Below are 13149 nucleotides of genomic sequence, written 5' to 3' on the forward strand. Positions count from 1 at the left end.
CCAGATCGCTGTCGTGACGGTCAATTACGGTCCGCACAGGACAACAACCGGGGCCCTCGCTCTCGCTTTGACGAGGCTCCATTCACGAAAGGTGAAGCAATGAACACTTTTAAATCTCTGATCGGCGGCGTCGCACTGTCCGTCGCGCTGGCAACTTCGACGCTGGCCGCAGGTGTGGAAATCAACGCAAGCTCGACTGGTCTGGCGATGCAGGGCTATGACCCGGTTGCCTACTTTACCGCCGGTGAAGCAACCAAAGGCGACTACCGCATCACCACCTTGCACAACGACGCGATGTACCGCTTCTCGTCGGAAGAAAACAAAGCTGCCTTTGAAGCCAACCCCGAAGCCTACCTGCCCGCATACGGCGGCTACTGTGCCTTCGGCGCAGCCATGGGCTTCAAGTTCGACGGCGACCCGAACCACTGGAAAATCGTCGACAACAAACTGTACCTGAACCTGTCGCAAGACATCCAGGAACGCTGGGAAGGCGACATCCCGGGTTTCATTGAAAGCGCAAGCGCGAACTGGGAAAACATCTCAGACAAGACCCCCGCGGAACTGCAAGAGCAATAATCCGCTGAAAATGTCAGGCGTGTCGGCGGCGGAGCGTTCCGCCGCCGCATGTCGTTTGAATATCCCTCTTCTCTTCCTATCTTTTTAGCACCAAACGCGCTCGGTCTTTTAAGAGCGTCAACGTTTCACCCAAGTTGAGACGTTGGGATACAAATTTGTATTCCACTTTCCGAATGTATATATATGAATGATCCGGCTTCCCGTCCGGATCGTATCCACCCTCATAAGTGGACAATGCCTCACTGGAGCAGAGTGACAAGCGAAAGGAAATGAGATGACATTGAAGAAACTGGCTCTCATCACTACCGCAGCGACCGTTGTTGCAGGATCAGCCATGGCGCAATCCTCGGGCAACTGGACAGGGTTCTACGGCGGTCTGCAACTGGGCTATGTCGATGTGGACACCAGCGTGTCCGGGGTCGACGGAGATGGCGTGATCGGCGGTATTATCCTAGGTTACGACTATGATTTGGGCGACTGGGTCGTCGGTGGCGGGTTTGACTATGACTGGACGGACGTGGATTTGTCCAACGTTCCAGTCACAGTGGAAGATGTATGGCGTTTGAAAGCGCGGGCGGGCTATAAAGTGAACCCGCAGGGCCTGCTCTACGGAATTGCGGGCTACGCCGAAGCGGGAACAGACAACCTCGGAAGCGATGATGGTTGGTTTATTGGTGCTGGCTACGAACAGATCGTGGCGCCCAATGTGAGCATCGGTGGAGAACTGCTTTACCACGAGTTCAGCAACTTCAACGGAAGCGGCGTCGATGTTGATGCAACGACTCTGCAAATCCGGGCTTCCTATCGGTTCTGACGCATATCAAATAAGCAAGTTGGACCCGGCTTTTTTAAGCCGGGTCGCTCTTTAGATGTCCAATATCGTGCTGCCGGTTGTCTGTCGCGCTTCAAGCGCACGATGCGCGTCTGCCACCTGATCCAACCCAAAGCGTTGATCCACGTGGATTTTGACCTCTCCGCCTTCGACCTTTCCGAATAGCCTGCGGGCCATTGCCTGACACACCGTATGATCCGCGATATGCGTGAACAAGGTGGGGCGCGTGATCTTCAGTGATCCTTTCTGGCCCAGAACACCGATATTAAAGGGGGGCACAGGGCCTGAAGCATTGCCGAACGAAATCATCATGCCAAGCGGTTTCAAACAATCCAGCGAGCCTTCGAATGTGTCCGCCCCGACCGAGTCCATGACCACATCCACACCTTGGCCCTTGGTAATCTCGGCTACCCGCTCAGCAAAATTCTCGGTTCGGTAGTTGATGCAATGCGCAGCCCCGTTGAACCGGGCCAGACTGCATTTTTCATCCGTTCCTGCCGTCCCGATCAGTGTGATCCCTTCGGATTTCGCCCATTGGCAGGCGATCAACCCTACCCCACCGGCTGCTGCGTGAAACAGCACCGTATCCCCCCGTTTCAGCGGAGTGGTTCGGTGAAAAAGATATTCTACCGTCAATCCCTTCAACATCATCGCCGCGGCGGCGTCAAAGGAAATGCCATCCGGCAGTGGACAAACCTGTGCTGCCGGCATCACTCGGGCCTCGCAATACGCACCGGACGGGGCTGAAGCATACGCAGCCCGTTGTCCGGGCTGCAGGTGCGTTACACCTTCGCCAATAGCTTCAACGACACCTGCCGCCTCCATGCCCAGTGCATGAGGAAGCTCAAGGGGGTACAGGCCAGTACGTTGATAAACATCGATAAAGTTCAAACCACAGGCTTCGTGGCGAATGCGGATTTCCCCCGGTCCAGGCTCACCTACTGCCCTGTCTTCGATCCGCAAAACTTCGGGGCCGCCAAACTCGTGAATCATGACCGTCTTTGCTGTTTGCTGCATACTGACCTCCTCTTGCCGGATTTCAAGCTAACATGACTTCGAAGCAGGGCAATCCGTCCGATGCCAGACTATTGATCGGGAATTGGAAAATCTGTGCTATACTAGGGTCAGGCGTTGCCGGCTGGTCCGGCCACGGGCAACGTGATGCCGGATCCGCCCCGCGGCGCAGTTTTCGCCAGGGAAGGGGAGGAAAATGGCCAAAACAATCGGAAACCCGATCAGCTGGACCGCCCGAAATCTCGGGGCGGCAGGTGATCATGTCTCGGAAAGCGTCTCGCGCCTGGGCAGCGCGGACACCAAAGAGCTGCCAATGGTGCAAACCTTGACGCTGCAAGACCTGCGCGCCTGTCTGCGCGCGGGCTATGACGACTTTCTCGAAACACGGGCGGATGCCGTGTTCATCGTGTTGATCTACCCGATCGCAGGGCTCTTGATGTTCGGCTTTGCTTTGAACATGAATCTGGTGCCGCTTCTGGCTCCACTTGTCGCCGGCTTTGCCTTGATCGGGCCAGTCGCCGCCGTGGGGCTTTATGAGATTAGCCGCAAGCGTGAACAGGGCAGCGCAGTGCATTGGTTGGATGCGTTCGGTGTCTTCAGATCACCGTCCTTCGGTGCAATTCTGGTACTTGGCTTCTACCTCGTCATGCTGCTTTTGGTCTGGCTGATGGTCGCACAAGCCATTCATACTAATACAATGGGCCCTGAAGTACCCGCATCCCTTAGTGCATTTGCCACACAGGTTCTCACCACTTCTGCGGGATGGACGATGATTGTCGCGGGAACCGCTGTTGGTTTTGTGTTCGCCTTGTGCGCATTGGCAGTCAGCGTTGTCAGCTTTCCATTGCTGCTGGACCGCAAGGTGGGGCTGCCAGTGGCGGTTGTGACATCGTTTCGTGTCTTGCGTGAGAACCCCGGCGTCATCCTGACATGGGGCTTCACCGTGGCGGCGCTGCTGTTTCTGGGCGCCTTGCCGATGCTATTGGGTCTGATCGTGGTAGTACCCGTTCTGGGCCACGCCACATGGCATCTATACCGCCGCGCGGTTGCGTGAAGGCGCGGGACAAGCCCGCGCATTTGACACTTAGTCCGCAACCTTGAGGACGATCTTGCCGATGTGGCCAGAGCTTTCCATGCGCGCATGGGCTGCCGCCGCCTCGGCCAGTTCAAATTCACTGTCCATAACTGGGGCAACTTTGCCAGCGTCGAGCAGAGGCCAAACGGCTTCGCGCAGATCCTGCGCAATTTGTGCCTTGGCCAAATCGCTCTGCGGGCGCAGGGTACTGCCAGTCAGGGTCAAACGTTTGACCATCATCATCGCAAAGTTCAGCTCGACCTTCGGACCTTGCAGGAAAGCGATCTGTACCAGACGTCCATCCTCGGCCAATGCTTTGACGTTGCGTGGGATGTAATCCCCACCCACCATATCAAGGATCAGGTTCGCCCCGCCCTCGGCCCGCATGGTGGCCACAAAATCTTCATCGCGATAGTTGATTGCCTTTTCCGCACCCAGCTTGACGCAAGCCTCACATTTCTCATCGGACCCAGCGGTCGCAAAGACACGTGCACCAAAAGCATTGGCCAGTTGGATTGCCGTTGTCCCGATCCCGCTGGAGCCGCCATGGACCAGAAACCGCTCACCCGCTTTCAGACCACCACGTGTGAACACGTTGGACCAGACGGTGAAAAAGGTTTCCGGCAGGCAAGCAGCCTCTTTCATTCCCATCCCTGCAGGGATCGGTAGGCAATGCGCGGCGGGCGTTGCCACGTATTCGGCATAACCCCCACCCGGCAACAACGCGCAAACCTTGTCGCCGACCGACAACCCCTCGACCCCCGCACCGACCGAGACCACTTCGCCCGACGCCTCAAGCCCTGGCAGGTCGCTGGCACCCGGAGGCGGATCATAGGCCCCTGCGCGCTGCAACGCATCAGGACGGTTCACACCGGCATAAGCTACTTTCAGCACAACTTGTCCGTTACCCGGCTCGGGAACAGGACGTTCAGTCAGTTGTAAAACATCAGGACCACCCGGTTTGGTGATCTCAACAGCGCGCATCATCTGGGTCATAGGCACCTCCTTTGCGCAATGCCTAGCAGGCATACGGGCCGGGGCCTAGCGCCAAGATGCGCTACTTTCGAGGGTTCAGCATCCCCGGAAGGTCAGCCCGCATTTTCATGGGTGCCTTCACTTGACCGGCCAACCAGTTTGGAACGGCCAAGAACGGTTTCAACACCGGATTGTCGCGTACCTGCGCCTTGAGCTTTTCAAACTCCATGACATTTGCGATCCGGCGGTCCAGGAATTCCCAGGTGCGCTGGTGATCGGGGCTGTCATCGCCCAGCCAAAACAGCAACGTCGACGAGTAAACCCCCGAAAGAGTGGCCCGTTTGGTATACCAGTTCACATCGTCCGAGGTATCGCCCAGCGCATCCCAGATCAGGTCGCAGGTTTGCCAAACCGCCTTGGCCCCATCCGCCGCATGGGTCGGCAGGGAAAACAGGGTCATGCCACGGCGCACTAACTCTTTGTCTTCGACAGCCTGCAACCGGAACCGAACCGCCGCAGCAATCTTGTCGCGGAATTTCAAGTCGCTCAGATCTTCGGATTTGATGCGATTCAGCATCGCCTGATCGCCGCGTGCATGATAGGCCAGCGCCAGATCAACCGCCCCGCGTGGACAAATCGCACGGGCCAGACCATCATCCAGGTCACAATCGGAAATAGTGGCGCGAAAACTGGTTTCCGACCAGCCGTCGAAGGGAACATGGATCAGCATCGCATCCAAAAGCTGCTGTTTTGCATCTTCATAAGTGGTCGTCATGGCAGTTCTCCGGTTGTCGGGACCAGTACTAGACAAGTTAGGGCGGCTTTGCTATACGGCCACTTCCTGCAATTTCCTTGCAACTCTATCTAGAAAGGTGGTGACAACCACATGCAGGTTAGTGTTCGCGACAATAACGTCGATCAGGCGCTTCGTGCCCTGAAGAAAAAGCTGCAGCGCGAAGGCGTGTTCCGTGAAATGAAGCTGAAGCAACATTTCGAGAAACCGTCCGAGAAAAAAGCGCGTGAGAAAGCTGAAGCGATTCGTCGTGCCCGTAAACTGGCACGCAAGAAAGCCCAGCGCGAAGGTCTGCTCTAAGACTTTCCTCATCCAGTTTTGGATGACACTATTTGACGACCCCCGAGGCCCCGCCCGGGGGTTTGTCGTTTCAGGGGCGGGTTTTTTCGCCGACTCGTGGTACTAGGTGTGCGACAAGCCGCCATTTCCCCACCAGCAACATTTTGCCCGGCATTTTGCAGCGCAGCGAATCCCGCTCTGGTAGCATTGCCCCGCCAGAATTCGCCTAATATTTCTGCGCCTCTATCTGACCTCAGCAAGCCGCTTGTAACTGGCGACGTCCAACCGGACGACACTTACAAACGGAGGCTACCATGTCGACTGCAAGTCAAATCGAGCAAGAAATGCTGGCGCTGATCAACGCCGAACGCACATCACGCGGGCTTACCCCGCTGCAACTTGAAACACAGCTGAACGACTCATCCGAAGATCACAGCAGCTGGATGCTGGACACAGACACGTTCAGCCATACAGGTCAGGGCGGTTCCAGCGCGACACAGCGTGTGCAGGATGCAGGTTTTGATCTGTCCGGCAGCTGGCGCACTGGCGAGAATATCGCCTGGCAATCAGAACGCGGCGAGCCCGGCATCAGTGATGACGTCGCGCAGTTGCACGAGAACCTGATGAACAGCCCGGGACATCGAGCAAACATCCTGAACCCTGATTTCGAATATATTGGCATCGGCATTGAAACAGGTGACATGCAAGGTTTCGACGCGGTGATGGTCACTCAGAATTTCGCCGCCACTGACAGCGCTGTGATGTTGGACAATGGCAACGCTCCGATTCCACCCGTGGACGATGTGGCGGACCCCCAAGACCCGGACGCCGAGACGCCTGACACCGATTTGACCGAACCCGAAGATCCGGTCACCAAAACGCCCGATACTGACGTGACTGAGCCCGAAGAACAGGACACTGAATCACCCGGCGTTGACGTGACTGAGCCCGAAGAACCGGGCACTGAATCACCCGGCGCTGACGTCGCAGAGCCAACCTCCGAGACACCTGTCGGAGAAGAACCCGACGGATGTTTCGACGTGGCAGCCTTCTTGGTCGAACTGGAAGTTTTCCTGGATAAAGTTCTGGCGCAGATTGATCAGTTCCACTTGGAAACGGACGACATGACGCCGCCGGACATGGCCGAGAATAACATCCAGGTTTCAGACACCGACGAGGTGGACATCGTTGAAGTCGATGACACGGCCCCGATCGATGCGCCTGATGACTCCTGCTTCGGGTTGGACGGCAACGATGACGCCGATATCTATGTGCTCAATTTTTATGGCACAGGCTGCATGATGGAAGCAGCCTGATAGTTCCTGAAATGCGGGGCGGCTGGCTCGCCCCGCATGGCGCTCTCAGTAAATCTTTGGCACGTACAATTCATCCGGCAAAACGCGACGCTCGTATTCCGGGTTATATCGGCGGTCAGGCAGATTGACTTTTTCCTGCGGCACATCCGTGTATGGAACTTTGGTCAAAAGATGCTCGATACAGTTCAGCCGCTCGCGCTTTTTGTCATTGCCTTCGACAATGTACCAAGGGGCTTCAGGAATGTTGGTCCGGAAGAGCATATCCTCTTTCGCCTTGGTATAAGATTCCCAACGGATGCGGGATTCCAGATCCATCGGCGACAGCTTCCACTGTTTCATCGGGTCGTGAATGCGCATGAGGAATCGCAATTGCTGTTCTTCATCCGTTATCGAGAACCAATATTTCAGCAGGATAATCCCTGAGCGAACCAGCATTCGTTCGAATTCGGGAACGTCCTGAAAGAACTGCTCAACTTGATCCTCGGACGCGAAACCCATCACCCGTTCGACGCCTGCGCGGTTGTACCATGACCGGTCGAACAACACGATCTCACCCGCAGCAGGCAAATGCGGCACGTAACGCTGGAAATACCACTGGCTCTGCTCGCGACGGCTGGGCGCGGGCAGAGCGACCACACGCGCGACACGTGGGTTCAGACGCTGGGTGATCCGTTTGATAACGCCCCCCTTGCCCGCGCTGTCACGACCTTCGAACAATATACAAACCTTGGCACCGGTGTGCTGAACCCAATCCTGCACTTTGATCAGTTCGGCCTGCAGACGCAGCAGGTTACGGAAATAGACCTTGCGGTCCAGCATGTCGGGGTGTTGTTCCCGATAAATCTTCCGCACTTCCATCGACAACATCGGCTCGCTGAACTCGATCTCAAAATCTTCGTCCAGCGTGTCTTCCAGTTCGGCTTCAAGCCAGTCTTTGGTGCCACCGTTGTTTTCGTAAGCCAAGGTCAGCTCCTTTTTTGTTATCGGGTTCGAACCATATCGGGCCTGTGTAAACGCCTGATGTCATCAGAAAAATTGATACAGAGGCACCAACGCCCAAATCTGCCGAAGCCTCTGAAATTTCAGACGGGCGCGGGTATATGGTCTTTCCTCTGAATGTGAACGCCCGGACCAAAGGATACAAGCGTAAGAATTGACGCAAGGCGGTATGGCAGAGTGCGCCTTCCTTTGAACGCTTGCATTGCCACGATTTTGTGCGGCAAGACGGTCTGGATTTACAGGGTCTAAAGCACGTGACGTTCTTTCTTTCTATTTTATCGGTAATTTGGCCGTGGTTCATCCTGATCGCAGCACAAGTGATGGCGCTTGCAGGCCGCGCTGCTATTGCGCTCTCCCTGCTGGCTCTATTTGTGAGTATTGCATCGACCACTGACCTGATGTCACCTTTGGTGATTGCCGCAGTGGTCCTTGGACTGGCCGGAGCCGCCTTTCTACCGCACCTGAAAGGCCGGATCGCGGTCGCCGGACACGCGCTTTTAATCCTGTGGTGTCTGGCCATGGGGGCGCACCTTCTGCCCGGTTTTCAGAACCTGAAAGTGCTGGATCAGGTGCAGGCTGGCGCCGGCAGCGCGAGCTTCACAATGTATCTGAATCTGGACAAGCCGATGGTCTTCTTCGCCGTTCTTCTGGCTTGGCCCGCCATTCTCCACAACGCGATTCCGACCAAAACTGGCGCTTTGATGGCAGGGCTGTTGCTTTTGCCCGGACTGTTTGTTTTGGGCTTGGCCTTGGATGCGATACAACCAGAATTTTCGATCCCGCCCTGGTGGCTGATCTTTGCCCTAACCAATCTGTTTCTGACCTGCCTGACCGAGGAAGCCTTTTTTCGCGGCTACCTGCAATCCGCGATCACGTCACGTCTGGGCGCCACTGGCGGAATGCTCGCGGCCAGCGTGCTGTTCGGGTTGGCTCATTTCGGTGGAGGTCCGGCGCTGGTGATCTTTGCCTCCATCCTGGGGCTGGCTTGCGGGCTGGGGTATTATGCAACCCAGAGGCTTTGGGTGCCGGTTGCGATGCATTTCGGGTTCAATCTGTTGCATCTGATAATGTTCACCTACCCTGGACCAGCCTGAAGATCAGACTGGCAGTGCAGTGGTTTTGAACACAGTGCGCAAAGCGAAAGAGCTTTGCATCTGCGCCACCCCGGGCAACCGCGACAGGTATTGCCGGTGAATACGCGCAAAATCCTCGGTGTTTTCTGCCACCACCTTCAGGATATAGTCGGCAGTTCCCGCCATCAGGTGGCATTCCAATACATCAGGGATACGCGCTACAGCCTTTTCAAACGAATCCAGAACCTCTTCGGCCTGGCCTTGCAGGGTAATCTCGACAAAGACGGTCGTCGGTACGTTCATCTTGCGAGCATCCAGCAACGCCACATAGTTGCGAATGAACCCTTCGACCTCGAGACGCTGAACGCGCCGGTGGCATGCGGAGGGGGACAGGTTGACCTGGTCAGACAGCTCCGAGTTCGACATCCGGCCATTTTTCTGCAGAGCAGCCAGAATCTTTCTATCAGTCGTGTCTAAGCCCATTCGCGCAATTCCTTTGCAACAATTTTACTATATACAGGAAATTCTTCCAAAGAAAATTCCCATGGCAGGTTTTCTTTCACAGAAATTGCAAGCCAAACTGCCCATAATTTAGGCAGCTTATGAACGGAGACCCCAATGAAAATCGGTTGCCCCAAGGAAATCAAACCCCAGGAATTTCGCGTCGGCATGACCCCCAACGCTGCTCAGGAAGCGGTCGCACGCGGTCACGAAGTACTGATCGAAAGCGGTGCAGGTATCGGCGCCGGTTTTGACAACGACGCCTACATTGCCGCAGGAGCGCGCATCATCGACACCGCAGAGGAAGTGTTTGCCACGGCTGACATGATCGTAAAGGTTAAGGAACCTCAGGCCGTTGAACGCAAGATGCTGCGCGAAGGCCAGTTGCTGTTCACTTACCTGCACCTGGCTCCCGACCCGGCTCAGACCCATGACCTGTTGGAGTCGGGCTGTACCGCAATCGCGTATGAGACCGTAACCGATGCAAATGGTGGCCTGCCTCTGCTGGCACCAATGTCCGAAGTTGCGGGCCGTCTGGCACCTCAGGTCGGTTCGTGGACCCTGCAGAAGGCCAATGGCGGCCGCGGCGTCCTGATGGGCGGCGTACCCGGTGTGGGCCCTGCCAAAGTCATCGTGATCGGTGGCGGCGTTGTTGGTACGCACGCAGCCAAGATCGCAGCCGGCATGGGTGCTGACGTCACCGTCCTGGACCGCTCGCTGCCGCGCTTGCGTTATCTGGACGACGTGTTTGGCGGACATTTCAAGAATCAGTATTCGACCGCCGGTGCCACCGCCGAGTTGATTCAGGAAGCCGACATGGTGATCGGTGCGGTTCTGATCCCCGGCGCAGCAGCTCCGAAACTGATCTCGCGCGAACAGTTGTCAACCATGAAGCCCGGCGCGGCTCTGGTAGACGTCGCAATTGACCAGGGCGGCTGTTTCGAAACGTCCAAAGCCACCACGCATGCCGATCCGGTGTACGAAGTTGACGGCATCATGCACTACTGCGTCGCCAACATGCCCGGTGCGGTTGCTCGCACATCCACCATTGCACTGGGCAACGCGACCATGCCGTTCATGCTGTCGCTGGCAAGCAAGGGCTGGAAGCAGGCTTGCAAAGACGACGCGCACCTGTTGGCTGGTCTGAACGTTCACGCCGGCAAGCTGACTTACGAAGCGGTTGGCACTGCCCTAAACCTTGACGTTGTCGACCCGACAACGCTGCTCAACTAAGAACGCTCCTGCCTCTGACCGCGCCTCTTCTCCCAGGGCGCCTTTCAGACGAGAGCAAAGCGTCGCGCCATATGCGCGGCGCTTTTTTGATTCACCGCAACTCACAAAAAAAGCACCGCGCCAATGCGCGGTGCCTGCCTCAAAGGAACGAAAGTATCCCAGCGCCCAATCGACGGGCGGAAGCCCTCAGCCTTGTTTCTGGATCTCCACCGCGTGGGGATAGGGAATCGAGATGCCTTTGTCGTCAAAGGCTTCCTTGATCGCTTTGGTCAGCTCGAATTTCGCATCCCAATAGTCGGCGGCATCGCACCAAAGGCGTGCCGTCAGATCGACCGAACTGTCGCCCAGGTTCGTGACTTTGACCCATGGTTCAGGATCACTGTGAATACGGCTGTCAGCTTTGGCCACATCCAGAATGATCTGCATCGCTTTGTCAGCGCTGTCGCCATAGTCGATACCGAACACCAGATCGACACGCCGTGTGTCATGGGCAGAGTAATTGGTGATGATCGAACCCCAGGACTGACCGTTCGGTACGATGATCTGCACATTGTCTGGTGTCACTAGCTCGGTGGTAAAGAGGTTCAGGTCCTTCACCGTCCCCGCCGTGCCACCGATATCCACATACTGGCCCAGCTTGTAGGGTCGGAACACCACCAGCATAACGCCAGCCGCCAAATCGCTGAGCGTCCCTTGCAGCGCCAGACCGATGGCCAGCGACGCAGCACCCAGAATGGCGACGATACTGGTGGCCTGAATTCCGAATATGCCCAAGACGGCAACCAGAACCATGGCCAGAATGGCCCATTTGACAAGGCTCGCCATAAAGTTCCCGAGTGTGGGATCGATATGTGGAGTGGAATTGATCCGACGCCGCACCATGCCTCCGACTGCCCCAGCCACAATCCAGCCCAGAACCAGAACGACAAGCGCCTTGACCGCATTCATGATCAGCGGGGCGTACTCGCCCACCTGTGTTACGACCTCATCCACGCGCATCTCCTTTCAACAGCAAGAAACCCGCGAGGTTTTCGCGGGGGGTCACCGGATTGTGAGCTAAGATTGCGTTTCGGTCTAGGTGCGAGTTTCGCCGGATTTCCCCGTTGTTCGTCAAAAAACACGGCCTGACCGGAGATGCACAGGGCAAAGGGCTTACATGACGGCGGATTGGCCCCTAGCTTTCAACAGATATTCAAACAGGAGCCCCCAATGGCGGACAACACAGCTCATCCGATTATGGCCCGCTGGCCTGCCCAATCCCCGGACAAGATCCAACTCTACTCCTATCCGACACCAAACGGCGTCAAAGCATCGATCATGCTTGAGGAAACCGGCCTGCCTTATGAGGCTCATCTGGTAACGCTCGCGGATGCAGATGTCAAAAGCCCCGAGTTTCTATCGCTGAATCCGAACAACAAAATCCCTGCCATTATTGACCCCAACGGCCCGGACGGTGAACCGCTTGCCCTGTTCGAAAGCGGTGCGATCCTGCTGTATCTAGCTGAGAAGTCAGGAAAGTTGCTGGGACAAAGCGCCTCTGACAAGCACCGTATCACCCAATGGCTGATGTTTCAGATGGGCGGCGTTGGGCCAATGTTCGGTCAGCTTGGCTTTTTTTACAAATTCGCAGGCAGCGAGATCGAAGATCCACGCCCACGCGAACGCTATTTCAACGAAGCCAAGCGCCTTTTAAACGTTGTTAACACCCAGTTGGAGGGGCAGGACTGGATCGCTGGCGAGTTTTCCGTCGCAGACATCGCCCTTGCCCCGTGGCTGAATGCGTTGGATTTCTACGGCGCAAAAGACGTTGTCGGCTGGGACGACCACGTCAATGTCGTCGCCTATGTCGACCGATTTATGCAGCGCCCGGCAGTGCAACGCGGCAAAAACATACCTGCGCGCGGTTAAATGGCTTGGCAGATGAAAGGGTGCCTTGGCCGGCACCCTTCTCGCATTGCTCAGCCCGGCAAAGCGCCGATGAGAACATAGCGCAGGATTTCAACGACCTGAGCAGGTTCTTCAGCAACGGCCAGCGCGGCAGCATCAACTTCTTTCAGCGCGTGTTGATGATCAGGGCCGTGCAGCACGATGATCGACTTGCCAAGCGCCGCCGCATAACCTGCGTCAAAGGCGGCGTTCCACTGTTTGTACTTGTCGCCGAAGCGGACAACCACCACGTCCGCATCCGCAATCCCCTTGCGTGTGCGGATCGCATTGACCATCGCGCCCTTGTGGTCATGCCAATACTTGTTCGGCTCGGCCCCTAGAATGGCCACACCGCAATCGTCGCTGGCGGCATGATCGGTCACAGGGCTATTGAATGTCATATCCAACCCTTGCGCGCCCTCAATGATCTGTTCCCGCCAGTCGGTGTGAATTTCGCCCGAGAGGTAAACGTTCAGCATCTTTAGTCCTCCGCAAACGCAGAAAAGGCGTCGTCGGCCCCTTCATCTTTTTAAGAATACTATCGCCGATGGCGATCC

15 protein-coding genes are annotated in these 13149 nt (G+C 56.5%); 8 read left to right on the forward strand and 7 right to left on the reverse strand.

From position 1 onward, the window contains the following. The first annotated feature begins 99 nt into the window (after window positions 1-99). Both GOV89_RS14890 and GOV89_RS14895 read left to right on the forward strand, forming a co-directional pair. Window positions 100-576, forward strand: coding sequence for a YHS domain-containing (seleno)protein (locus GOV89_RS14890; RefSeq protein ID WP_171179037.1), 477 nt, complete (start codon window positions 100-102; stop codon window positions 574-576). Between the two features lie 274 nt (window positions 577-850). Beyond that, window positions 851-1390, forward strand: a complete 540-nt coding sequence (locus tag GOV89_RS14895) for an outer membrane protein (RefSeq protein ID WP_171179036.1) — start codon at window positions 851-853, stop codon at window positions 1388-1390. A 51-nt stretch (window positions 1391-1441) separates the two neighbouring features. Here the strand turns inward: GOV89_RS14895 and GOV89_RS14900 are convergent, their stop codons facing one another. Then, window positions 1442-2425: a quinone oxidoreductase gene (locus tag GOV89_RS14900; protein WP_171179034.1), complete on the reverse strand. Its 984-nt coding sequence runs from the start codon at window positions 2423-2425 to the stop codon at window positions 1442-1444. 193 nt (window positions 2426-2618) lie between these two features. Here GOV89_RS14900 and GOV89_RS14905 point away from each other — a divergent pair, with 193 nt between their 5' ends. After that, a complete protein-coding gene (locus GOV89_RS14905) occupies window positions 2619-3476 on the forward strand; it encodes a DUF2189 domain-containing protein (RefSeq protein ID WP_171179032.1) in 858 nt (285 codons plus the stop codon). Between the two features lie 30 nt (window positions 3477-3506). Here the strand turns inward: GOV89_RS14905 and GOV89_RS14910 are convergent, their stop codons facing one another. Beyond that, on the reverse strand, window positions 3507-4493 hold the full coding sequence (locus tag GOV89_RS14910) for an NAD(P)H-quinone oxidoreductase (RefSeq protein ID WP_171179030.1): 987 nt from the start codon (window positions 4491-4493) through the stop codon (window positions 3507-3509). A gap of 61 nt (window positions 4494-4554) precedes the next feature. Then, complete coding sequence (locus GOV89_RS14915) at window positions 4555-5247, reverse strand: COQ9 family protein (RefSeq protein ID WP_171179028.1); 693 nt, start codon at window positions 5245-5247, stop codon at window positions 4555-4557. A gap of 111 nt (window positions 5248-5358) precedes the next feature. On the opposite strand from GOV89_RS14915, the gene rpsU reads away from it, so the two are divergent. Together rpsU and GOV89_RS14925 are read left to right on the forward strand one after the other, a co-directional pair. Then, window positions 5359-5565 (forward strand): 30S ribosomal protein S21, encoded by a 207-nt coding sequence (gene rpsU, locus GOV89_RS14920; protein ID WP_005614280.1) that lies wholly within the window; start codon window positions 5359-5361, stop codon window positions 5563-5565. A gap of 293 nt (window positions 5566-5858) precedes the next feature. Next, window positions 5859-6860: a CAP domain-containing protein gene (locus GOV89_RS14925; RefSeq protein ID WP_171179020.1), complete on the forward strand. Its 1002-nt coding sequence runs from the start codon at window positions 5859-5861 to the stop codon at window positions 6858-6860. A gap of 45 nt (window positions 6861-6905) precedes the next feature. Here GOV89_RS14925 and ppk2 read toward each other — a convergent pair whose 3' ends face one another. Then, window positions 6906-7823 (reverse strand): polyphosphate kinase 2, encoded by a 918-nt coding sequence (ppk2, locus tag GOV89_RS14930; RefSeq protein WP_171179019.1) that lies wholly within the window; start codon window positions 7821-7823, stop codon window positions 6906-6908. A gap of 290 nt (window positions 7824-8113) precedes the next feature. Between ppk2 and GOV89_RS23080 the strand changes: the two genes are divergently transcribed. Next, the gene (locus GOV89_RS23080; protein WP_171238507.1) at window positions 8114-8953 is read left to right on the forward strand and encodes a CPBP family intramembrane glutamic endopeptidase; all 840 of its coding nucleotides are present in this window, start codon (window positions 8114-8116) and stop codon (window positions 8951-8953) included. Between the two features lie 3 nt (window positions 8954-8956). On the opposite strand, the gene GOV89_RS14940 is transcribed toward GOV89_RS23080, so the two are convergent. Beyond that, window positions 8957-9415: an Lrp/AsnC family transcriptional regulator gene (locus GOV89_RS14940; protein ID WP_171179015.1), complete on the reverse strand. Its 459-nt coding sequence runs from the start codon at window positions 9413-9415 to the stop codon at window positions 8957-8959. 135 nt (window positions 9416-9550) lie between these two features. Here GOV89_RS14940 and ald point away from each other — a divergent pair, with 135 nt between their 5' ends. Continuing rightward, window positions 9551-10666 carry an alanine dehydrogenase gene (gene ald / locus GOV89_RS14945; RefSeq protein WP_171179013.1) on the forward strand — a complete coding sequence of 372 codons (1116 nt, stop codon included), beginning with the start codon at window positions 9551-9553 and terminating at the stop codon, window positions 10664-10666. Between the two features lie 186 nt (window positions 10667-10852). Here the strand turns inward: ald and GOV89_RS14950 are convergent, their stop codons facing one another. Continuing rightward, window positions 10853-11659, reverse strand: coding sequence for a mechanosensitive ion channel domain-containing protein (locus tag GOV89_RS14950; RefSeq protein ID WP_171179011.1), 807 nt, complete (start codon window positions 11657-11659; stop codon window positions 10853-10855). A gap of 216 nt (window positions 11660-11875) precedes the next feature. Here GOV89_RS14950 and GOV89_RS14955 point away from each other — a divergent pair, with 216 nt between their 5' ends. Further along, window positions 11876-12574 (forward strand): glutathione S-transferase family protein, encoded by a 699-nt coding sequence (locus GOV89_RS14955; protein WP_171179009.1) that lies wholly within the window; start codon window positions 11876-11878, stop codon window positions 12572-12574. 50 nt (window positions 12575-12624) lie between these two features. On the opposite strand, the gene GOV89_RS14960 is transcribed toward GOV89_RS14955, so the two are convergent. Further along, complete coding sequence (locus tag GOV89_RS14960) at window positions 12625-13071, reverse strand: YtoQ family protein (protein WP_171179007.1); 447 nt, start codon at window positions 13069-13071, stop codon at window positions 12625-12627. Window positions 13072-13149: the final 78 nt, after the last annotated feature.

Source organism: Ruegeria sp. HKCCA5763 (assembly GCF_013034545.1).
In the GTDB taxonomy this organism is placed as follows: domain Bacteria; phylum Pseudomonadota; class Alphaproteobacteria; order Rhodobacterales; family Rhodobacteraceae; genus Ruegeria.